18 protein-coding genes are annotated in these 20,798 nt (G+C 64.5%); 8 read left to right on the top strand and 10 right to left on the bottom strand.

Going from position 1 to position 20,798, the window contains the following annotated elements; translation table 11 throughout:
• Positions 1–28: 28 nt before the first annotated feature.
• The gene (locus tag LRC39_RS15535; protein ID WP_346294887.1) at positions 29–1,891 is read left to right on the top strand and encodes a potassium transporter Kup; all 1,863 of its coding nucleotides are present in this window, start codon (positions 29–31) and stop codon (positions 1,889–1,891) included.
• 9 nt (positions 1,892–1,900) lie between these two features.
• Here the strand turns inward: LRC39_RS15535 and LRC39_RS15530 are convergent, their stop codons facing one another.
• Together LRC39_RS15530 and LRC39_RS15525 are read right to left on the bottom strand one after the other, a co-directional pair.
• Positions 1,901–2,548, bottom strand: a complete 648-nt coding sequence (locus tag LRC39_RS15530; RefSeq protein ID WP_346294886.1) for a CPBP family intramembrane glutamic endopeptidase — start codon at positions 2,546–2,548, stop codon at positions 1,901–1,903.
• A gap of 44 nt (positions 2,549–2,592) precedes the next feature.
• Positions 2,593–2,820 (bottom strand): hypothetical protein, encoded by a 228-nt coding sequence (locus LRC39_RS15525; RefSeq protein ID WP_346294885.1) that lies wholly within the window; start codon positions 2,818–2,820, stop codon positions 2,593–2,595.
• 235 nt (positions 2,821–3,055) lie between these two features.
• Here LRC39_RS15525 and LRC39_RS15520 point away from each other — a divergent pair, with 235 nt between their 5' ends.
• Positions 3,056–3,472: a hypothetical protein gene (locus tag LRC39_RS15520; protein WP_264073733.1), complete on the top strand. Its 417-nt coding sequence runs from the start codon at positions 3,056–3,058 to the stop codon at positions 3,470–3,472.
• 20 nt (positions 3,473–3,492) lie between these two features.
• Here the strand turns inward: LRC39_RS15520 and LRC39_RS15515 are convergent, their stop codons facing one another.
• The 3 genes from LRC39_RS15515 to LRC39_RS15505 form a co-directional block, all read right to left on the bottom strand.
• The gene (locus tag LRC39_RS15515) at positions 3,493–4,479 is read right to left on the bottom strand and encodes an aldo/keto reductase (protein ID WP_346294884.1); all 987 of its coding nucleotides are present in this window, start codon (positions 4,477–4,479) and stop codon (positions 3,493–3,495) included.
• Positions 4,480–4,632: 153 nt separating this feature from the next.
• Positions 4,633–5,799: a GGDEF domain-containing protein gene (locus LRC39_RS15510; protein WP_346294883.1), complete on the bottom strand. Its 1,167-nt coding sequence runs from the start codon at positions 5,797–5,799 to the stop codon at positions 4,633–4,635.
• 124 nt (positions 5,800–5,923) lie between these two features.
• Positions 5,924–6,517: a TetR/AcrR family transcriptional regulator gene (locus LRC39_RS15505; protein WP_346294882.1), complete on the bottom strand. Its 594-nt coding sequence runs from the start codon at positions 6,515–6,517 to the stop codon at positions 5,924–5,926.
• Between the two features lie 198 nt (positions 6,518–6,715).
• Here LRC39_RS15505 and LRC39_RS15500 point away from each other — a divergent pair, with 198 nt between their 5' ends.
• Together LRC39_RS15500 and LRC39_RS15495 are read left to right on the top strand one after the other, a co-directional pair.
• Positions 6,716–7,912, top strand: a complete 1,197-nt coding sequence (locus tag LRC39_RS15500; RefSeq protein WP_346294881.1) for an efflux RND transporter periplasmic adaptor subunit — start codon at positions 6,716–6,718, stop codon at positions 7,910–7,912.
• A gap of 128 nt (positions 7,913–8,040) precedes the next feature.
• On the top strand, positions 8,041–11,277 hold the full coding sequence (locus LRC39_RS15495; RefSeq protein WP_346294880.1) for an efflux RND transporter permease subunit: 3,237 nt from the start codon (positions 8,041–8,043) through the stop codon (positions 11,275–11,277).
• Between the two features lie 34 nt (positions 11,278–11,311).
• On the opposite strand, the gene LRC39_RS15490 is transcribed toward LRC39_RS15495, so the two are convergent.
• Genes LRC39_RS15490 through LRC39_RS15480 form a run of 3 tightly spaced genes read right to left on the bottom strand, consistent with a single transcriptional unit; the run spans position 11,312 to position 15,151 of the window.
• Positions 11,312–12,541, bottom strand: a complete 1,230-nt coding sequence (locus tag LRC39_RS15490) for a carboxylate-amine ligase (protein WP_346294879.1) — start codon at positions 12,539–12,541, stop codon at positions 11,312–11,314.
• Positions 12,534–14,300, bottom strand: coding sequence for an N-acetylglutaminylglutamine amidotransferase (locus LRC39_RS15485; protein WP_346294878.1), 1,767 nt, complete (start codon positions 14,298–14,300; stop codon positions 12,534–12,536). Before LRC39_RS15485 ends, LRC39_RS15490 begins: the two co-directional genes overlap by 8 nt.
• Before the next feature lie 29 nt (positions 14,301–14,329).
• Entirely contained in the window at positions 14,330–15,151 is an 822-nt protein-coding gene (locus LRC39_RS15480; RefSeq protein ID WP_346294877.1) for a class II glutamine amidotransferase, read from the bottom strand.
• Positions 15,152–15,310: 159 nt separating this feature from the next.
• Here LRC39_RS15480 and LRC39_RS15475 point away from each other — a divergent pair, with 159 nt between their 5' ends.
• The 4 genes from LRC39_RS15475 to cyoD are packed head-to-tail and all read left to right on the top strand — an operon-like array spanning position 15,311 to position 19,189.
• Positions 15,311–16,204 (top strand): cytochrome ubiquinol oxidase subunit II, encoded by an 894-nt coding sequence (locus tag LRC39_RS15475; RefSeq protein WP_346294876.1) that lies wholly within the window; start codon positions 15,311–15,313, stop codon positions 16,202–16,204.
• The gene (gene cyoB / locus LRC39_RS15470; protein WP_346294875.1) at positions 16,150–18,150 is read left to right on the top strand and encodes a cytochrome o ubiquinol oxidase subunit I; all 2,001 of its coding nucleotides are present in this window, start codon (positions 16,150–16,152) and stop codon (positions 18,148–18,150) included. Before LRC39_RS15475 ends, cyoB begins: the two co-directional genes overlap by 55 nt.
• Positions 18,147–18,797 carry a cytochrome (ubi)quinol oxidase subunit III gene (locus LRC39_RS15465; RefSeq protein ID WP_346294874.1) on the top strand — a complete coding sequence of 217 codons (651 nt, stop codon included), beginning with the start codon at positions 18,147–18,149 and terminating at the stop codon, positions 18,795–18,797. The genes cyoB and LRC39_RS15465 overlap by 4 nt, the downstream gene beginning before the upstream one ends.
• On the top strand, positions 18,794–19,189 hold the full coding sequence (gene cyoD / locus LRC39_RS15460) for a cytochrome o ubiquinol oxidase subunit IV (protein WP_164634781.1): 396 nt from the start codon (positions 18,794–18,796) through the stop codon (positions 19,187–19,189). Before LRC39_RS15465 ends, cyoD begins: the two co-directional genes overlap by 4 nt.
• A gap of 10 nt (positions 19,190–19,199) precedes the next feature.
• Here cyoD and LRC39_RS15455 read toward each other — a convergent pair whose 3' ends face one another.
• On the bottom strand, positions 19,200–20,336 hold the full coding sequence (locus tag LRC39_RS15455) for an ATP-binding response regulator (RefSeq protein ID WP_346294873.1): 1,137 nt from the start codon (positions 20,334–20,336) through the stop codon (positions 19,200–19,202).
• The gene (locus LRC39_RS15450; RefSeq protein ID WP_107344893.1) at positions 20,333–20,797 is read right to left on the bottom strand and encodes a response regulator; all 465 of its coding nucleotides are present in this window, start codon (positions 20,795–20,797) and stop codon (positions 20,333–20,335) included. Before LRC39_RS15450 ends, LRC39_RS15455 begins: the two co-directional genes overlap by 4 nt.
• Position 20,798 lies beyond the last annotated feature (1 nt).

Raw genomic sequence — 20,798 nt, 5'->3', positions numbered from 1 at the left:
ATCCGCCCAGGCGGCCCGAGGATAGGCAATGAGCCAGCAGAAGAAGGGCATCGGTCTCCTGGTCAGTGCCATCGGAGTCGTGTTCGGCGACATCGGCACCAGCCCGCTCTACGCCCTGAAGGAAACCTTCGCCGGCCACCACCCGATTCCGGTGACGCCGGACAACATCTTCGGCGTGCTGTCGCTGGTGTTCTGGACGGTGATGCTGCTGGTGACGGTGAAGTACGTCATCGTCATCATGCGCGCCGACAACCACGGCGAGGGCGGCAGCCTGGCGCTTTTGGCGCTGGTGACCGAACTGACGCGCGGACGCCGCGTGCACTATCCGCTGATGATGCTCGGGGTGATCGCCGCCGCGTTGTTCTACGGCGACAGCATGATCACGCCGGCGATCTCGGTACTCAGCGCCGTGGAAGGCCTCGAAGTCGTCACGCCGGACCTGAAGGCCTATGTGGTGCCAATCACGGCCGTGGTGCTGACTCTGCTGTTTGCCATCCAGTCGCGCGGCACCGGATTGGTCGGGCGGCTGTTCGGCCCGGTCATGTGCCTGTGGTTCCTGACGCTGGCTTTGCTCGGGATCGCCAACATCGTGCATGCGCCCGAAGTTCTCGAAGCGATCAGCCCCACCTTCGCGATCGAATTCGTGTTCCGTCATCCGCTGATGAGCTTCTACGCGCTCGGCTCTGTGGTGCTGGCCGTCACCGGCGGTGAGGCGCTGTACACCGACATGGGACACTTCGGCCGCTTCCCGATCCGGCTGGCGTGGTTCGGCCTGGTACTGCCGGCGCTGCTGCTGAACTATTTCGGTCAGGGCGCGCTGCTGATCCATGATCCGAGCGCGATCCAGAATCCGTTCTTCCGGCTCGGGCCGGAATGGATGGTGGTGCCGATGGTCGCGCTCGCGACGCTCGCCACGGTGATCGCGTCGCAGGCGGTGATCTCCGGCGCCTACTCGGTGGCGCGGCAGGCGATCCAGCTCGGCCTGCTGCCCCGGATGACGATCGTCCACACCTCTGGCGAGGAGGCCGGCCAGATCTACGTGCCGTTCACCAACTGGACGCTGTACTTTGCGGTGATGGCGCTGGTGGTGGGCTTCCAGTCGTCGAGCAACCTGGCCGCGGCTTACGGCATCGCCGTGACCGGCACGATGATGATCGACACCATCTTGGTGTCGTTCGTCGCCGCTCTGCTGTGGCGGTGGCACCCGGCTGTGGTCGCGGTGGTGATCGGCACGCTGCTGCTGCTCGATTTTGCGTTCTTCGCCGCCAACATCATCAAGGTCGCGCAGGGCGGCTGGTTCCCGCTGTTCATCGGCTTCATCTCGTTCACGGTGCTGACGACCTGGCGTCGTGGGCGGGCGCTGGTGCGCAAGCAGCTCAAGAAGCAGGCGGTGCCGCTGGACGTGGTGCTGCGCGCGCTTGGGCCAAACGTGTCGCGCGCCCGGGGCACGGCGGTGTTTCTGACCGCCGCGACCGATGGCGTGCCGCCGGCGCTGCTGCATAATCTGAAACACAATCAGACCGTCCATCAGCGCGTCATCCTGACGACGGTAAGTACGGCCGAAACGCCCTACGTGCCGGACAGCGAGCGCGTGCATATGACCGATATCGGCGACGGCTTCCATCGCCTGATCATCCGCTACGGCTTTATGCAGACGCCGGACGTTCCGGCTGCGCTTTCGCTGTGCAAACAGTTCGGGCACGAGTTCAACATGATGTCGACCTCGTTCTTCCTGAGCCGGGAAACCTACGTGCCGAGCCTCAATCCCGGCATGGCGCTGTGGCGCGAGCGGCTGTTCACGTTCATGACGCTGAACGCGACGCGGGCGACGACCTTCTTCAAGATTCCGACCGACCGTGTGGTCGAGCTTGGGACGCAGCTCGAGATCTGAGGACGGCGATCAGGCAAGCCCGAGCGCAAAGGCGAGGGTGCCGACGGCGGCGTGCGAGGCGATCAGCGGCCAGATGTTGAGCGTGCGCCAGTAAACGAATCCCCACACCACGCCGAGCAGGAAGGTGTTGAGTAGCAGGGCCGGATCGCCGTAGCAGAGGTGGATCAGTGAGAACAGCGCCGCCGAATACAGCACATAGGCCCAGCCGCCGTGCTCCATCCGGTCGGTGATCAGCTTTGGAATTGAGCGGCACACCACCTCCTGGCACGGGCTTGATACCAGCACGTAGAACGGTGCGAAGCTGAGCCAGGCCGGCGGCTGCGCGTCAAAACTGAACAACCGGGTCTGGAGCAGCATCACCGCCGAGATCAGGCTGGTGACCGCAACAGCTCCAAGCCAATGCCGCCATTGGTGCGGACGGCCGAAGCCGAGTTCGGTGAAAGAGAAGCCCGCCCACAGGCACAGCCCAATGCACAGCGCCGACACCACGATCAGGGCGCCCATCCGGTACTCGAACGGCAGCAGCCCGAACTGGATGGCGAGGCCCGGCGCTGCCAGCAGCAGCGTCAGCCCGGCGAGCGGAGCGAACCGGACAGCCGGATGCGGGGCCGCCGCGGTCTGGGTGGGAACTTGTCGCAAAAACGTCATGAGACCCATAATCCGGTATTGGCCGGTGGGTTCCAGTACGGACGGCTCCGAGGTTAGCGGCGGACGCCGGCCCCGACGCTGATGCTGCCGCCGAGCTTGACGCAGGTGGTCCCGCCTTCGACCTGGACAAAGCCCGGGCCGAACGCCGCGCATGGATTTCGCCCGGACGCGAGTGGACGCGTCGGCGCGCTGTTCGTTTCCGCGCGCGCCGCAGGCGCCGCCGATTTGTGCGGTTCCGCACCGGCCGAGGCCGGGATCAGGATGGCGAGGGCGATCAGCATCCGTTTCATCGGTGCTGCTGTAGCGCCTTGGCGCTCATCTGGCCAGTCGCGGCAGATGTGGAGCCGGGTGGGCTTGCCCAAAACCTGCCGCAATCGCAACGCCGTGCTGAACGGTGGAAGGACCAGGGCTGCGGCAGCCGGCGTGCTTGACGGCACCCGATGGCTCCGGTTTGAGGATCATCGCCGCGGGCGGCGGCCAGCCGCGTGTGGTACGGGGCAAGGGACGGGGATTTCGATGAGAACGATCATGGTACTTGCCGCGCTGCTCGTGTCGAGCGCGGCGCTGGCGCAAAGCAACGCACCGGCTCAAGGCACTGCGCCGGCCGCTACCAACGGGACGCCGATGGTCGGCGATCAGCCGCTGGTGCAGATCAAGCCGAAGGGCCACAAGGCGGCCAAGCACACAGCGGCCGCCAAGCCGTCGATTGCCGATCAGACGAAGGCGTGCTTGGAGATTGAGGACGCCACCAAGGAGCGGCTGGATTGCTTCGATGCGGTGTATCCGCCGAAGCCGAAGGCGACCAAGGCGGGCGCTAAAGCGAAGCCGGCCAAGACTGCGGCGGATTGTCGCCTGCTCAAGGAAGAGGACGAGCGGCTTGCCTGCTACAACGGCTTCTTCGACAAGGCGCCGGCCGCCGCTCCGAAGACCTAATCTCACTTAGCTGGTCGGCCTCAGCCGTTGAGCCCGGCCAGCGCACTGTCCGGATAGCGCGCACCGACGGCGGCTCCGGGCGGCAGCGCGTCGCGGATGGTCGCAAGATCATCCGCGCTCAGCGACACCTCCGACGCACCGAGGTTTTCATCCAGCGTCGCGATCCGCCGCGTACCGGGGATCGGAATGATCCGATCGCTCTGGTGCAGCAGCCAGGCGATCGCAAGCTGCGCCGGCGTGCAGCCTTTAGCGGCCGCGAGCTGCCGGACCTTCTCCACGAGCTTCAGATTGGCATCGAGATTATCGCCGACGAACCGCGGCGAGCGGCGGCGGTAATCGTTCGCCTCGAAGGCGTTGGCGTCGTTGATCGCGCCAGTCAGCATGCCGCGGCCGAGCGGCGAGTAAGCCACGAAGGCAATGCCGAGTTTGCTGCACGCCGGCAGCACTTCGGCTTCCGGATCGCGGGTCCACAGGCTGTACTCGCTCTGCACCGCTGCGATCGGATGCACCGCGTGCGCCCGGCGTAGCGTTGCCGCCGAACACTCCGAAATGCCGAGCGCGCGGACTTTGCCGGCCTCGACCAGCCGTGCCATCGTGCCGATGGTTTCCTCGATCGGCCGGTTGGTGTCGATCCGGTGCACGTAGTACAGATCGATCACCTCGACGCCGAGCCGCTTCAACGAGGCGTCACAGGCCCGGACGATGTACTCCGGCGAATTATCGATCGTGCGCTCGAGCACATTGTCCTGACGCACGATGCCGAATTTGCTGGCGATGCGCACGTCGGGGTGCGCGCGCAGAAACGACGAGAGCAGTTGCTCATTGTGACCGCGGCCGTACATGTCGGCGGTGTCGTACAGCGTGACGCCGCGTTCGTAGGCATGCTCCAGCGTGCGCAGCGATGAGGCGTCGTCAGAGGAGCCGTAAAACTCCGGCGACATCCCCATGCAGCCGAGTCCGATCTCGCCGACGCTGATTCCGCTGCTACCGAGAATTCGCTGCTTCATCGCCACTCACTCCGACCTCAATGCACGGCACGATCTGACGCCGGAGTTATGTCACGGCGACGACAGGGCGCGCATTGAATTGGCGCAAACGAAGCTTCTCAGAGGGGCTGGTGAGTAGTTACCGTAAAAGTCGATGCTGGAACGTATCGACGATCAGGCCGCCGCAGGGTCCATCGAAAACGGCGCGCTGCGCGAGCAGCAGGATTGCTCGACTTCACCATCCGCCCAGGCGCAACCGCCGCCGGCGCGCTTCGCCACATACAGCGCTCGGTCGACGCGTTCGAGCAGTTGCGCGGTGGTGATTCCAGCCAGCGTCGCATGACTGACGGCGATGCCGGCGCTGGCACCGATGCACACCGGCAGGTCCACCAGCAGATACGGCATCGACAGGTCGAACACCGCCTTTCGCGCCAAAGCCAGCGCTTCGTCGCGGCCCCGTTCAGCGCTCGCGACCGGCTTCAGCAGCATGAACTCGTCGCCGCCGAACCGCGCGGCAACGCCGTCGGCTCCGACGCAGGCGGTTAGCCGCTCGGCGACCTGGCGGAGCAGATCGTCACCGGTGTGGTGACCATGGCGATCGTTGATCGGCTTGAAGCCGTCGAGATCGATCGCCACCACGGCGAAGTGTCCCGCCATGCCCGACAGCGCCTGCAGGAAGCCGGCGCGGTTCGGCAGATCGGTGAGGAAATCGTGCGTCGCCTGCCGGGCCAGGCGGTGCTTGGTCTCGAGGCGCTCGGTGAATGCGGCGCTGAGATGCTTCGATGCTTCCCGCAGGGTCAGCCAGAACAGCACCAGCATGCCGGCGCCGATGTTGTAGGCGAGCTCGGGCCGCATCATTCCGGCGATCATGATCGGCGTCAGGAGTGCGGCGGAGGCAGTAAGAATGATCCACGGCCGGATTGCGGCCCGGGACACCATGCCCACGCAGTATGACATCGACAGTCCGAACGACACCCAGGCGCCCGGCCCGTCGCCGAGTTGCAGCGCACGGAACGACAGCGCGCCGAGCGTGAGGCTGAACAGCGTGGCACCAGCGCCGTACAAGCGCTCCCAGCGCACGACATCGGCATCGGTGAACTGTGCGGCGCGGGCTTTGTACCGCAGGAGGGAAACAACGCGCGCGGTAGCCATGACGAAGATGCACAGCGAGATCACCGCGTAACCGGGATCGCCGCTGATCAGCGCCAGCGCTACCGCTCCGGTGACGGACGTGACGCCGATCGCGGCCACTTGGGGCAGCGAGGTATAAAGCAATTCGACCAGCTCGCGGCGAATCCGCGGGTCGGGGTGCAGAAAACGGGACAACACCGGAAAGCGCATTGTCGCAACATCGTCGACAGTTCCTAATAAGCGATAGCAACTGCGCGCAATGTTGGTAACCGGGTGACCGTATCCTTAACGAAATGTTTGCGGCGAGCCGACGCTTTCGTCACGCCCCACCAGCCTAGGCGTTACACGGGGGCCAGTTTCGGAGTGCCATGTCGGCGAGCTTGCGCAACTGATCGGAGGAGGCGCCGCTCGCTGCCTGGACCGCCATGCCCTGCAGGATCGCCGACACATAGCGCGCCAAATCGCCGGCATCCGCGGTGGCGGGCAGATCACCGTCGGTGATCGCGCGGGCGAGGCGGTCTTGCAGGTCCTGCTCGCCCTTCGCGCGCCGCGCGGCCAGTTCCTGCTTGATCGTCTCGGCCGCTTCGCCGCAGCACAGCGCGCCTTGCACCGCCAGACAGCCCGGGTTGCTGGGATCCGTCATCGCGGCGACCGCGCCGTACAGAATGTGTTCGACCACTTCGCGCGCGGTCGGCTTCTGCAGGCCGGCCTGATAGTAGCCGCCAGGGCCGTCGACGTAGCGGTCGAGGGCTTTCCGGAACAGATCTTCCTTGTTGCCGAACGCCGCATACAGGCTCGGCTTGGTGATCCCCATCGCCTCGGTGAGGTCGGCCATCGAGGTGCCTTCGTACCCCTTGCGCCAGAACACATGCAAAGCCAGGTCGAGCGCCGCATCGGCGTCGAATTCGCGGGGGCGTCCCAGGGCCATGGCTGGATCTCCAGAGATTTCTACCAACCGGTAGATAAGTCTCTTGACAGTGGATGTCGATAGTCCATTTATACCGGACGGTACGGATATGTGCGTCGCAACATGGACCGAGAGGCATCTCGCCAACTGCATCGCACCCACGAGTTACTGAAGTTGCTGGGCTTTTTGCAAGCCCGCTATGGTTGAACGGGAGTCATCATGGCGAATAAGATTGGTCGAAATGTCGCGCTGAGTGCCGGGATTGTGGCGGCTTCGGTAGCTCTCGCGGGCGGCGCGGTGCTGATGGAGCGCACCGGGGCCGCGCAGGCGGAAGCGGCCGCGGCGGCGCCGGCCGCTGTGCCGGTTTCGGTTGCGCTGGTCGAGGCCAAGGCCACGACCCCCTCGGATGAGTTCTCCGGCCGGCTCGAGGCGATCGAACGAGTTGAGATCCGCTCGCGGGTCGCCGGCGCTGTCCAAGAGATCCAGTTCCGGGAAGGCGCTCTGGTGAACAAGGGCGACCTGCTGGTCCGGATCGACCCGTCGCTCTACGCCGCCGAGGTCGATCGGGCCCAGGCGCAATTGTCGGCGGCCCGCGCGCGCGTCGTCTTCACCAAGGCCGACGTCGAGCGCAGCCAGCAGCTCTCCAGTTCCAGCATCACCCAGCGCGAGGTCGACAACCGCCTCAACGCCTATCGCGAGGCGGAGGCAAACCTCAAATCCGCCGAGGCGGCGCTGAAGACCGCTGAGCTGAACCTCAGCTACACCGAAATCCGCGCCCCGGTCTCCGGCCGGGTCGGCAAGGTGGAGATCACGGTCGGCAATCTGATCGCCGCCGGCCCGAGCTCGCCGCTATTGACGACGCTGGTCTCGGTCAATCCGATCTATGCCAGCTTCAATGCCGATGAGCAGGTCGTGACCCGCGCATTGAAGACGCTCGCTGATGAGAGAACGCCGGGCGCCATCGAACGCATCCCGGTCGAGATGACGACGATTGCGGGCGGGGCACCGGTGAAGGGCAAGATGCAGTTCATCGACAACCAGGTCGATCCGCGCTCAGGCACGGTGCGGGTGCGGGCCATGTTCGATAATGCCGATGGCCGGCTGATGCCCGGACAGTTCGCGCGGCTATCGATGGGGCAGCCGAAGTCCGAGCCAGCGCTGTTGGTCAGCGAGCGCGCAGTCGGCACCGACCAGAACAAGAAGTTCGTCATGGTGGTCGATGGCCAGAACCACGCCGAATATCGCGAAGTGACGCTCGGGGCCTCGGTCGATGGCCTGCGCGTGGTGGCGTCCGGGCTGAAGGCCGGCGAGCGCATCGTCGTCAACGGCCTGCAGCGCGTCCGTCCTGGCGTCACCATCAAGCCTGAGACGGTGGCGATGGACGCCGCCGCGAACAAGACGGTGGCTCAGAACTAACCGTTGCGGCTCCGCCGCCAAGGCGGAGCCGAACCTCCTTCTTCTCGTCAGACATCACGCGGCAGACGTCCCGTCCGCCGTGCAGGGATCATTGCGCTCGTGCGCGGGCGAACCGGCGGATCACAGCCATGAATTTCTCCAAGTTCTTCATCGATCGCCCGATCTTCGCCGGCGTGCTGTCGGCGGTGATCTTCCTCGCCGGCCTGTTGTCGATGCCGGTGCTGCCGATCTCCGAATATCCCGAAGTTGCGCCGCCGACGATTGTGGTGTCGGCGCAATATCCCGGTGCCAATCCGAAGGTGATCGCCGAGACCGTATCGACGCCGATCGAGGAGCAGATCAACGGCGTCGAGAACATGCTCTATATGAGCAGCCAGGCGACGACCGACGGCAAGATGACGCTCAACGTCACTTTCCGGCTCGGCACCGATCCCGACAAGGCGCAGCAACTGGTGCAGAACCGCGTCTCGCAAGCCGAACCGCGGCTGCCGGCGGAAGTCCGCGCGCTCGGCATCACCACCATCAAGAGCGCGCCCGACCTGACCATGGTGGTGCATCTGATGTCGCCGAACGACCGCTACGACATGACGTATTTGCGCAACTACGCGGTGCTCAACGTCAAGGATCGTCTGGCGCGGATTCCCGGCGTCGGTCAGGTGCAGTTATTCGGCTCCGGCGACTATTCGATGCGGGTCTGGCTCGATCCGCAGAAGGTTGCCGAGCGCGGTCTGTCGCCGGCCGACGTGGTGCGCGAGATCCGCGCCCAGAACGTCCAGGCCGCGGCCGGGCAGGTGGGCAGCTCGCCGGGCGAGCCGGGGCTCGATCTGCAGCTCTCCGTCAATGCACAGGGGCGGCTGCAGACCGAAGAGGAGTTCGGCGAGATCATCGTCAAGAACGGCGACAACGGCGAGGTGGTGCGGCTGCGCGATGTCGCGCGGATCGAGCTCGGCGCTGCCGACTACGCGCTGCGTTCGCTGCTCAACAACAAATCCGCGGTGGCGGTGCCGATCTTCCAATCGCCGGGCTCGAACGCGATCCAGATCTCCGACAACGTCCGTGCGACGATGAAGGAGCTGAAGGAGAACATGCCGGACGGCGTGTCCTACGACATCGTCTACGACCCGACCCAGTTCGTTCGCGCCTCGATCGAGGCGGTGATCCACACGTTGCTCGAAGCGATCGCGCTGGTGGTGCTGGTGGTGATCCTGTTCCTGCAGACCTGGCGCGCGTCGATCATCCCGCTGATCGCGGTGCCGGTGTCGGTGGTCGGCACTTTCGCGGTGATGCACGTGTTCGGATTTTCGATCAACGCGCTGACGTTGTTCGGCCTGGTGCTGGCGATCGGCATCGTGGTCGACGACGCCATCGTCGTGGTCGAGAACGTCGAGCGCAACATCGAACGCGGCCTCGGCCCGAAGGAGGCCGCTTATCAGGCGATGCGCGAGGTGACCGGGCCGATCATCGCGATCGCGCTGGTGCTGGTCGCGGTGTTCGTGCCGCTCGCCTTCATCACCGGCCTCACCGGGCAGTTCTATAAGCAGTTCGCCTTGACGGTGGCGATCTCGACGGTGATCTCCGCCTTCAATTCGCTGACGCTGTCGCCGGCGCTCGCCGCACTGCTGCTGAAGGGCCATGACGCACCGAAGGACGCGCTGACGAAGGCGATGGACAAGACCCTCGGCTGGTTCTTCGTTCGCTTCAATCGCTTCTTCACCCGCAGCTCGGAGGCTTATGGCGGCGGCGTTCGGCGCGTGGTGTCACGCCGGGCAGCGGGCATGGGGCTGTATCTGCTGCTGGTCGGGGCGACGTTCTATCTGTTCCACGCGGTGCCGGGCGGCTTCGTGCCGGGGCAGGACAAGCAATATCTGGTCGGCTTTGCGCAGCTTCCAGACGGCGCCACGCTGGACCGCACCGAGGAAGTGATCCGCCGGATGGGCGAGATCGCCCAGCAGGAGCCCGGGGTCGAGAACTCGATTCAATTTCCCGGCCTGTCGATCAACGGCTTCACCAACTCGTCGAACTCCGGCATCGTCTTCATCGGCCTGAAGGACTTCGCCGAGCGCAAGGACAAGTCGCTGAGCGGCAATGCGATCGCACTGTCGCTGAACAAGAAGTTCGCCGGCATCCAGGATGCGTTCATCGCCATGTTCCCGCCGCCACCGGTGGCTGGGCTCGGCACCATCGGCGGCTTCAAGCTGCAGATCGAGGATCGCGCTGGGCTCGGCTACGAGGCGCTCAACGAGGCGACCAAGGCGTTCGTCGCCAAGGCAAGCGCACAGAAGGAGCTGGCGGGGCTGTTCACCAGCTATCAGATCAACGTGCCGCAGCTCTATGCCGACGTCGATCGCACCAAGGCCCGGCAGCTCAACGTGCCGGTGACGTCGATCTTCGAGACGATGCAGATCTATCTCGGATCGCTCTACGTCAACGACTTCAACAAGTTTGGCCGCACCTATTCGGTGCGGGTGCAGGCCGACGCCAAGTTCAGGGCGCGGGCGGATGATATCGGCCAGCTCAAGGTGCGCTCGGACTCCGGCGAGATGATCCCGCTGTCGACGCTGTTGCGGGTCAAGGAAAGCGCCGGGCCGGAGCGGGCGATGCGCTACAACGGTTTCCTCACGGCCGACCTCAGCGGCGGCGCTGCGCCGGGTTTCTCGACCGGGCAGGCGCAGGCCGCGATCGAGCGGGTCGCCAAGGAGACACTGCCGAAGGGCACCTCGTATGAGTGGACCGAGCTGACCTACCAGGAGATCATCGCCGGCAATTCATCGCTGATCGTGTTCCCGGTGGCGCTGCTGCTGGTGTTCCTGGTGCTGGCCGCGCAGTACGAAAGCCTGACGCTGCCGCTGTCGATCATCATGATCGTGCCGATGGGACTGCTGGCCGCGATGTTCGGCGTCTGGATCAGCAAGGGCGACAACAACGTCTTCACTCAGATCGGATTGATCGTCCTTGTCGGTTTGTCGGCCAAGAACGCCATCCTGATCGTTGAATTCGCGCGCGAACTCGAATTCGCCGGGCGCAAGCCGATCGAGGCGGCGATCGAAGCCAGCCGCTTGCGACTGCGGCCGATCCTGATGACATCGATGGCCTTCATCATGGGCGTCGTGCCGCTGGTAACCTCGACCGGCGCCGGCTCCGAGATGCGCCACGCCATGGGTGTCGCGGTGTTCGCCGGCATGATCGGCGTCACGGCGTTCGGCATCTTCTTCACGCCGATGTTCTATGTGCTGCTGCGCGCCCTGACCGGCAACCGGCCGCTGACGCAGCATGGCGAGGGGACGGTCGATCACGCCGCGCCCTTGGCGCCGGCCGCGCACGACGCCGAACCGCGTCGGCAAACGGCGGTCGGGTCGCATCCTTGATGCGACCCGATCAGCTCAGACGGCGGAGGCGACTTTACTGGACCTGTTCGGCCTGTCCGCGTGCGAACGGCGTGGCGTCCTCGCCCAGGGTCTGGCGCGCGATCCACCGCGTGACGGCGCGGAGATCACCACCGCTGTCACGATAGGTCCGGAGCTGGGCATCGGCCGAGCTGCCGCGCTCCAGGATCTCGCGGCAGCCTTCGACCTCTTTGGCGCAGCCGAGATCTTCGGCATGCGGCAGCACGCGAGCGATCACCTGGTCGAGAAACTCGCGGATTTCGATCGGACCATCCTTCGACGCAAAGATGCAGTCGGTGCCGTAGCGCTGAGCGCGCCACTTATTCTCAACCGCGATCGCGCGTTCGACGTTGCCGACCTTGTGGGCTGCAGTCGGGTGCTCGCAGAGATACTTGATCAGCGCGCGGTACAACGACGCGATCAGCACCGCGTCCTCAAGCCGCGTACACACGTCGGGCGCGCGAAGCTCGAGCGTGGGGTGACGCAGCGACGGGCGTAGCGCCCACCAGACGTAGCTTTCGTCCGGCATCACGCCCGATCGCACCAGCGCCTCGACATAGGCGTCGTACTCGGCCTGAGTGGTGAACAATTCCGGCAGGCCGGTGCGGGGCAATTCGTCGTAAGCGGCGAGGCGATAGCCGCGCAGGCCGGTCTCCTTGGCGTTCCAGAACGGCGACGACGTCGCCAGCGCGATGAACAGCGGCAGATATGGGATCATCGCCCGCATTACCGCGACGCGCTCGACCGGCGGTGGGATCTGGACGTGGACGTGCATGCCGCACAGCATGTTGCGGTGACCGATGGTCCGCAGGTCCTCGATCATTTCCGCATAGCGCGGCTTCGGGCTCGGCTTGGAGAACCGCCACGACGCCGTCGGATGGGTTGCGCAGGCCATGATCACCAGGCCGTGCTGCGCCGCCGCTGCCGCCACTTCATTGCGCAGGAAGCGAAGCTCCTCGCGGGCATCGCTCGGATCGACGTGGACATTGGTCGCCACTTCGATCTGCGCCTGCAGCATCTCCCGCATCGCCTGACCGCCGGTCGACCAGCTCGCGGCCTCGAACAGGATGTTCGGCGTCTGCATGGCGACTTCGAACGTCTTTGCGTCGGCGAGAAAATACTCTTCCTCGATGCCGAACGAATAGGCGGCATTGGCATCGATGCCGATCGCAGACCGGATCACCAAGTGCTGCTGATTGGCACTCAGGTTGAGCCTGAGCTTGTCGAGGATCTTCGGATCAAACATGGGTCTGCAACCAAACTTCAAGGAGGGCGGCCTGCCACAGCCGCGAATGACCTTTCGGACTCATTTCTGCTTCGGGATGATGGAGCATGTGATCGATGAACTCAGGACGATACAGGCCGCGGCTGCGCGCAGCGGACGAGGACAGGGTGTCGCGAACGTAGTCGAGGAAGTCACCCCGCAGATGCCGCAGGGCCGGAACCGGGAAATAGCCTTTCGGCCGGTCGATGACCTCCGCAGGAAGCAGCGGCCGGGCCGCCTTCTTGAGAATGGACTTACCGCCGTCGCCGAGCTTGAGCGAGGTGGGCAGCCGGGCGGCCAGTTCGACCACCTCGTGGTCGAGAAAGGGGACGCGCGCTTCGAGGCCATGGGCCATGGTCATGTTGTCGACCCGCTTGATCGGATCGTCGACCATCATGATTTCTGCGTCGATCTGCAGCGCCTTGTCGACCGGCGAACTCGCCGAGGTGCGGTCGAAGAAGCTCTCGACGAACTCCGAGCTGTAGTCGTCCGACACCAGATCCGGCGTCAGCAGTTTGGCGATGTCGGAGTGCTTCCAGTCGAAATACACTTCGCGATACTGGTCGGAGGCATTATTCGCGGTGAGTAGGGAAGGGTACCAGCTATAGCCGCCGAAGACTTCGTCGGCACCCTGACCGCTTTGCACCACGGTGACCCGTTTGGCGACCTCGCGGGACAACAGATAGAAGGCGACGGCGTCGTGGCTGACCATCGGCTCGGACATCGCCTGGATCGCGTCCGGCAGATGCTGCAGAGCCTCCCGGCCGTCGATCCTGATCTGCTCGTGGGCGGTTGCGAAGTGCTTCGCCACCAGGTCGGAATAATAGAACTCGTCTCCGCGGTGCTCGCCGATACTGTCGAAGCCGATTGCGAAGGTTTTGACGTCGGCATGGCCGAGTTTGGCGAGCAGAGCCACGATCAGCGACGAGTCGAGGCCGCCAGACAGCAGGACGCCGACCGGGACGTCGGCGACGCGGCGGCGATCGACCGCGTTCAACATTGCGTCGGTGACGGCTTCGGTCCACTCCTGCTCAGTCATCGCCCGATCGTCGCGCCGGGCGCCGACCGCGAAATTCCAATAGCGCCGCGTGGTCCTCGATCCATCGGGCTCCAAGGTGAGAATGGTGGCGGGTTCGAGCTTCTTGACGCCACGCAGGATGGTGCGCGGCGGCGGCACGGCGGCGTGGAAGCTGAAGAAGTGATGCAATCCGACCGGATCGAGCGACGTATCGACGTCGCCGCCTGCGAGCAGCGCGGGCAGGTCGGACGCGAAGCGGAAATAGTCGGGGTGATCGATGTAGTACAGTGGCTTGATGCCGAGGCGATCGCGCGCCAGCACCACACGGCCGCTGTCGCGCTCCCACAGCGCGAAGGCGAACATACCCTTGAACTTGGTGACGCAATCGGCGCCCCAGGCGTGATAGCTTTTGAGGATGACTTCTGTGTCGCCTTGCGAAAAGAACCGGTAGCCACGCTGCGTCAGCTGTTCGCGCAGCTCGCGGAAATTGTAGATACAGCCGTTGAAAACAATGCCGAGGCCGAGTTCGCTGTCGATCATCGGCTGCTGCGAAGCGGCGGCCAGATCAAGAATGCTGAGGCGGCGATGCCCGAACGCCATGTTGCCTTGTGAGAACAATCCTTCCGCGTCAGGTCCGCGCCGATGCATCGCGCGGGTGACGGCCTTCAATGACGAAATCGAGGGCTCGCCACGCATGCGGATCTCTCCGCAGATTCCACACATCTTTCTCCGGGGCCTCCGTTGCCGATGTTTTAAGCTCGCTCGACAACATTCTGGGCAACCGTGGGTTCCTGCGGCAGATGCGCCGTTGGGAGCACGAACGGGCGGATTTCGACCGGCCGCGAGGGGCGTGAAATCAGCACGTGATTAGCAGGGACTTCGGACCAATGCTGTTCGGTGTCGAACGGCTCCGACGCCACGACCAGCGGGCCGTCATCGCGATAATACAGTGTGTTGGCGGTGTCGTTGTGCGCGAAGCGGAAGGCGTAGAGATCGTGCCCGTTCGCCAGCGCCGACGTAAACCGCAACCGTTCGCGCAGGCCGTCTTGGTCGACCAACGCGCTCAGCGCGCGCATCACGCGCTGCGTCGCGCCGATCGGATCGTGCTCCAGGCCTTCGCCCATCATTGCCAGAAACACCGCTTCGGAATCGGTGGTGCCGAGCCGCGACGGATACAGATGATCCGGAATCATCGCCTCGACCTTGCGCCGCAATCGGCTCCAGCTGCCGATGAAGCCGTTGTGCATGAACATCCACCGTCCGCACGCGAACGGGTGGCAGTTCTGCCGCGTCACCGCCGTTCCAGTCGCCGCGCGGACGTGGGCGAAGAACATGTGCGACTGCAGGTGCCGGCAGAGATAACGCAGGTTCTCGTCCGACCACGCCGGCCGGGTCTCGCGATAAAGCCCCGGCTCGGGATGAATGCCGTACCAGCCGAGCCCGAAGCCGTCGCCGTTGGTGCTTCCGGCGGATTCCCGGGCGCGGAGGCTCTGATTGATCAGGGAGTGGACCGGTTCGGTGACGTAGCTGTCGAATGACGTTTCTTCTCCGCGGTATGCCAGCCAGCGGCACATCGATTCACCTCGAATTTCATTTGGCGCAACGGCGCACATCGCGGGTCAACCCGAGCGCGGAAGACCAGTTCCGCAGGGGGCACTGCAAGGGGATAGGAACTGCCGTGGAGGATCCGGGTTAGCGGGCACGATCCCGTCCATTGAAGCATCGCCGCGCGCATGAACATCCTCGACCCGCAAGGTCCGGTCGCGTACGGGAACTCGACCATCCTGATCGACTCCGTTGTGATCATGCTGGCGATCGTGGTGCCGACGATCGTCGCGATCCTGGCGTTCGCCTTCTGGTTCCGCGCTTCCAATCCGCGCGCCAGACATCGGCCGGAGTTCACCTATTCGGGCCGGATCGAACTGGTGGTCTGGTCGATTCCGACGCTGACCATCATCCTGCTCGGCGGCGTCACCTGGATCGGATCGCATCAGCTCGATCCTGCCGCACCGGTCGAAGGCACCGGCAGCCCGGTCCGCATCCAGGTGGTGTCGATGGACTGGAAGTGGCTGTTCATCTACCCGGATCAGCGCGTCGCGACGGTCAACACGCTGACCGTGCCGGTCGGCGTGTCGCTGCAGTTCGAGCTGACGTCGGCGAGCGTGATGAACGCGTTCTTCATCCCGCAGCTCGGCAGCATGATCTACACCATGAACGGCATGGTGACGCGTCTTAACCTGCGCGCCGATGCCGAGGGCGATCTGCGAGGGTTGTCGTCGCATTTCAGCGGTGACGGCTTTCCCGACATGACGTTTCCGGTGCATGTGGTCTCGACCATGGCGTTTCCCGACTGGGTTGCCGAGACTGCGAAGAGCGGCCGCGAGCTCAACGCCGACAGCTACAAGGACCTGATGAAACAGGCGCCGGAGAGCGGCACGCCGACCTATCGGCTGGCTGATCCGTTGCTGTTTCACGCGATCAGCACCCAGCAAATCCCGCCACAGCCGGGACCGCGGCCGACCGAACAAGGCGCGCCGTCCCACATCGAAGTGAATTGGGGAGCCAACGCGATATGCTCGGCAAGCTCGACTGGTCGGCCATTCCGATTGATCAGCCAATCCCGCTGATCGCGGCGGCGATCGTGATGGCGGCGATCCTCGCCACGCTGCTGTGGGCGGGGATCAAGGGCTACTTCCCGTATCTTTGGCATGAATGGATCACCAGCGTCGATCACAAGCGGATCGGCGTGATGTACGTGCTGCTGGCGATGGTGATGCTGCTGCGCGGCGGAACCGATGCGATCATGATGCGGACCCAGCAGGCGGTCGCTTACCAGTCGCCGGGATATCTGCCGCCCGAGCACTACAACCAGATCTTCTCGGCGCACGGCACGATCATGATCTTCTTCGTCGCCATGCCGTTCGTGATCGGGCTGATGAATCTGGTGGTGCCGCTGCAGCTCGGCGTCCGTGATGTGGCGTTTCCGACTTTGAACTCGGTCGGGTTCTGGCTGACCGCGAGCGGAGCGCTGCTGGTGAACCTTTCGCTGGTGATCGGCGAATTCGCCCGCACCGGCTGGCTGCCGTTTCCGCCGCTGTCCGAGCTGAGCTATTCGCCCGGCGTCGGCGTCGACTATTACGCCTGGGCACTGCAGATCTCTGGCATCGGTACGCTGGTGGCTGGGATCAACCTCGTCACCACGGTTCTCAAGCTGCGGACCCGCGGCATGACCTACTTACGGATGCCGATGTTCTGCTGGACGACGCTGGCCTCGAATCTGCTGATCGTCGCGGCATTCCCGATCCTGACCGCCACCTTGGCGATGCTGCTGCTCGATCGCTACCTCGGCTTTCACTTCTTCACCAACGAGGCCGGCGGCAACATGATGATGTTCATGAACCTGATCTGGGCCTGGGGGCACCCGGAGGTTTATATCTTGGTGCTGCCGGCGTTTGGCGTGTTCTCCGAAGTGGTGTCGACGTTCTCCGGCAAGCCGCTGTTCGGCTATCGCTCGATGGTGCTGGCGACGATGGCGATCTGCATCATCTCGTTCATGGTGTGGCTGCACCACTTCTTCACCATGGGGGCGGGGGCAACCGTCAATGCGGTGTTCGGCATCGCCAGCATGATCATCGCGGTGCCGACCGGCGTGAAGATCTACAACTGGCTGTTCACAATGTATGGCGGCCGGATCCGGTTCGAGACTCCGATGCTGTGGGCGGTCGGCTTCATGGTGACGTTCATCATCGGAGGGCTCACCGGCGTTCTGGTTGCGGTGCCGCCGGCCGACTTCCAGCTCCACAACAGCATGTTTCTGGTGGCGCATTTCCATAACGTCATCATCGGCGGCGTGCTGTTCGGCGCGTTCGCCGGCTACACCTACTGGTTTCCGAAGGCATTCGGCTTCCGCCTGCACGAGGGGCTCGGCAAGGCCGCGTTCTGGTTCACGCTGATCGGCTTCTACGTCACCTTCATGCCGCTGTATGTCGCCGGCCTGCTCGGTATGACGCGTAGGCTGCAGCACTACGACGTCGCCGCGTGGCATCCCTGGATGATCGTGGCGGCGATCGGCACCGGGATTATCAGCATCGGCGTGGTGCTGCAGATCGCGCAGTTCGTCGTCAGCATACGCCACCGCGACGAGTTGCGCGATCGCACCGGTGATCCGTGGGATGGCCGTTCGCTGGAATGGGCCACCGCGTCGCCGCCGCCGGTGTTCAATTTCGCGGTCACCCCTGATGTTACGGGCGAGGACGCGTATTGGGCCGCGAAGCAGAAGGCGCAGGAGCACGGCCTCGAAACCCGCAAGCAGGACTATCGCGACATCGAGATGCCGCGCAATTCGCCGACAGGCATCGTCTGCGCGTTCTTCGCCACGGTGATGGGCTTTGCCATGGTGTGGCACATCTGGTGGATGGTGGTGCTCGGGGGCATCGGCGCGTTTGCCACCTTCGTGGTGTTCGCCTGGCGTGACCACGACGAATACGTCATTCCCGCCGCGGAGGTCGAACGGATCGACCGCGCCAATATCGCCGAGCGCAAGGCGGCGCTGAGCGCTGTGGGTGCGTCATGACCGAGGTCGCGCTGTCGCACGGTCAGGCAGACCCGCACCATCTGGGCGGGCTGCAGTCGGTCGGCGCCAGCCACGCCGGGCCGGCCTCGAAGCGGATCGTGGCCGGCTACGGCTTCTGGATCTTCCTATTGTCCGACATCGTGATGTTCTCGTGCTTCTTCGCGAGCTACGCGGTGCTGTCGGGCGCCACCGCTGGCGGACCAGCCGGTGCGCAGCTGTTTGATCTCCGCAACGTCGCAATTGAGACGGCTTGCCTGCTGTTGTCGAGCTTCACCTGCGGCATGGCGAGCCTTGCCGCTGCGGTCGGCAGCCAGCGCTGGTTTCAGGTCGCGATGGCGGCGACCGGTATGCTCGGCGCCGCGTTTCTCGGACTGGAGCTGCGCGAGTTTTCCGACCTGGTGGAGCAGGGGGCCGGCCCGACCCGGAGCGCGTTTCTCTCGGCATTCTTCACGCTGGTCGGCTGCCACGGCCTGCACGTCACCGCGGGCGTGCTGTGGCTGCTGACGATGATGGCTCAGGTGTTCGCCAAGGGCTTCCGGGCCGACATCTGCCGGCGGCTGTTGTGCTTCGCGCTGTTCTGGCACGCGCTCGACATCATCTGGGTGGCGATCTTTTCGATGGTCTATCTGTTGGGGAGCGGCACATGAGCGAGCAGCGAAGCGGGCACGGCGGCGAGCTCTATGACGTCGCGCCCGGCGATGAAGAGGAAGTCCGCATCGGCCCGCGGTTGCTCGGCTATGGTGTCGGGCTCGGCCTGTCGGTTCTGCTCACCGCGACGTCGTTCTTCATCGCCGGCACGGATCTGGTGTGGCAGCCGAGCATCCCGGTAGCGATCGCGGTGCTGGCGATCGCTCAGATGGGCGTGCAGCTCGTGTTCTTCCTGCACATCACCACCGGTCCCGATAACACCAACAACGTGCTGGCGCTCGCGTTCGGCAGCCTGATCGTGCTGCTGGTGGTCGGCGGCTCGATCTGGATCATGGGCCACCTCAATCACAACATGATGCCGATGGAGCAGATCATGCGGATGGGCGGCTGAGGCAACCCGATCAGCTCGGCGCGCCGAGTGGGACGCGGACGAACAGCGCGGTGCCGTGTCCGGTTTCGGTTTCCAGTTCGACGGTGCCGTCGACCAAGGCAAGTCGCTCCCGCATGCCGACAAGTCCGAGCCGGCGGGACGAATGCTCGTCGGCCTGTTCAGGAGGGATGCCGCAGCCGTCGTCTTCGATGATGCAGATCACGTCGCTGCCGCGGAATTCGAGGATTACGCCGACCCGGGTCGCATGGGCGTGGCGGACCACATTGGTGATGCCTTCCTGCACAATCCTGTACAGCGCGCTTTCGATATCGGCCGGTAGCCGTCGTTCGCCGAGACCGAGATGCAGATCGAACACCAGGCTGCAATGCGGCTCCCAGCTTGCGACCAGTTGGGACACGGCGTCTTCGAGCCCGAGCGTGTCGAGCGCGGTCGGCCGTACTTCCCATGCCACCCGGTGCAGGCTGGTGCTGAGATCGTTGACGATGTGCTTCAGCGACGCGACCTTTTCGGCGAGGCTGGCGGCCGTGGGCGTGCCGCGCGCGAGCGCATCCAGGCCGAATTGAACCAGGGTGACCATCTGCCCGAGATTGTCGTGCAGTTCCCGCGCGATGCGTTTTCGCTCGGTTTCCTGGTCGATCATGGTCTGCCGCAGCACCTTGAGCACGTCGGCTTCGGCTGCGGCGCGGCGTTCGCTCTGCACGGCCAGCTTCCGCGCTGTGGTACGGCATTCCACCAGTCGGCGGTCGAGGGTCGCCAGCGTCCTTGCCTGGCGGGTCGCGTAGCGCATCGCCCGTTCGAGCACGATGGCATCGAACTCACCTTTGACCAGGTAATCATTGGCGCCGACCTCGGTCGCCGCCTGATCGACCATCGGGTCGCCGTGGCCGGTCAGCACGATGATCGGCTTGATGTTGCCGCGATCACGCGCGTCGCGGATCAGATCGAGCCCGCTGCGCGGACCGAGGCGAAAGTCGACGAGATAGAGGTCGTGCTCCTTGCGATCGATCGCGGTCGCCGCCTCGTCGAACCGCGATACCCAGTCGAGCGTTGCGCGAAACCCGGGGATCTTCTGCAGCATCCGCTGCATCGTCAGGTATTCGATCTCCGCATCGTCGACGAGCAGAATACGGGACGCGATCGCGCTCACGGCCGATAAGCCTCCGTGGTCGGAAGCGAGGCCGTGTTCATCCAGAAGTGCCAGAGCGAGCGGATCGCCTCGACGTAGTCGGCGATATTGGCCGGCTTGACCAGATAGGCGTTGAAGCCGATCGAATAGGCTTCGGTGATGTGCTTGGCACTTTCCGACGTCGACAGTGCAATCACCACCAGATGCCGCACCGTCTCGTCCTGCCGCAACAGCCGCACGACTTTCCGGCCATCGAGCCGCGGCATGTTGAGGTCGAGCAGTACGAGCGCAGGGGTAGGTGCGTCCGCGCGGCCGGCGAACCGGTTGCGGCCATAGATGTAATCCAGCGTCTGCTCGCCATCGCTGACGAAGCGGAGATCGGCGGCAATCGAGGCCCGCGCGAAGACTTCGGTCAGGATCAGCTTGTCGTAGTCGTGGTCTTCCGCCACCAGCACCGTCGGAAGTGTGCGCTCGCGGGTCATT

The organism is Rhodopseudomonas sp. P1, assembly GCF_039642825.1.
Classification (GTDB): domain Bacteria; phylum Pseudomonadota; class Alphaproteobacteria; order Rhizobiales; family Xanthobacteraceae; genus Rhodopseudomonas; species Rhodopseudomonas palustris_H.
The sequence above is the reverse complement of the archived record's forward strand: the minus strand, read 5'-3'. Positions and strand labels throughout refer to the sequence as shown.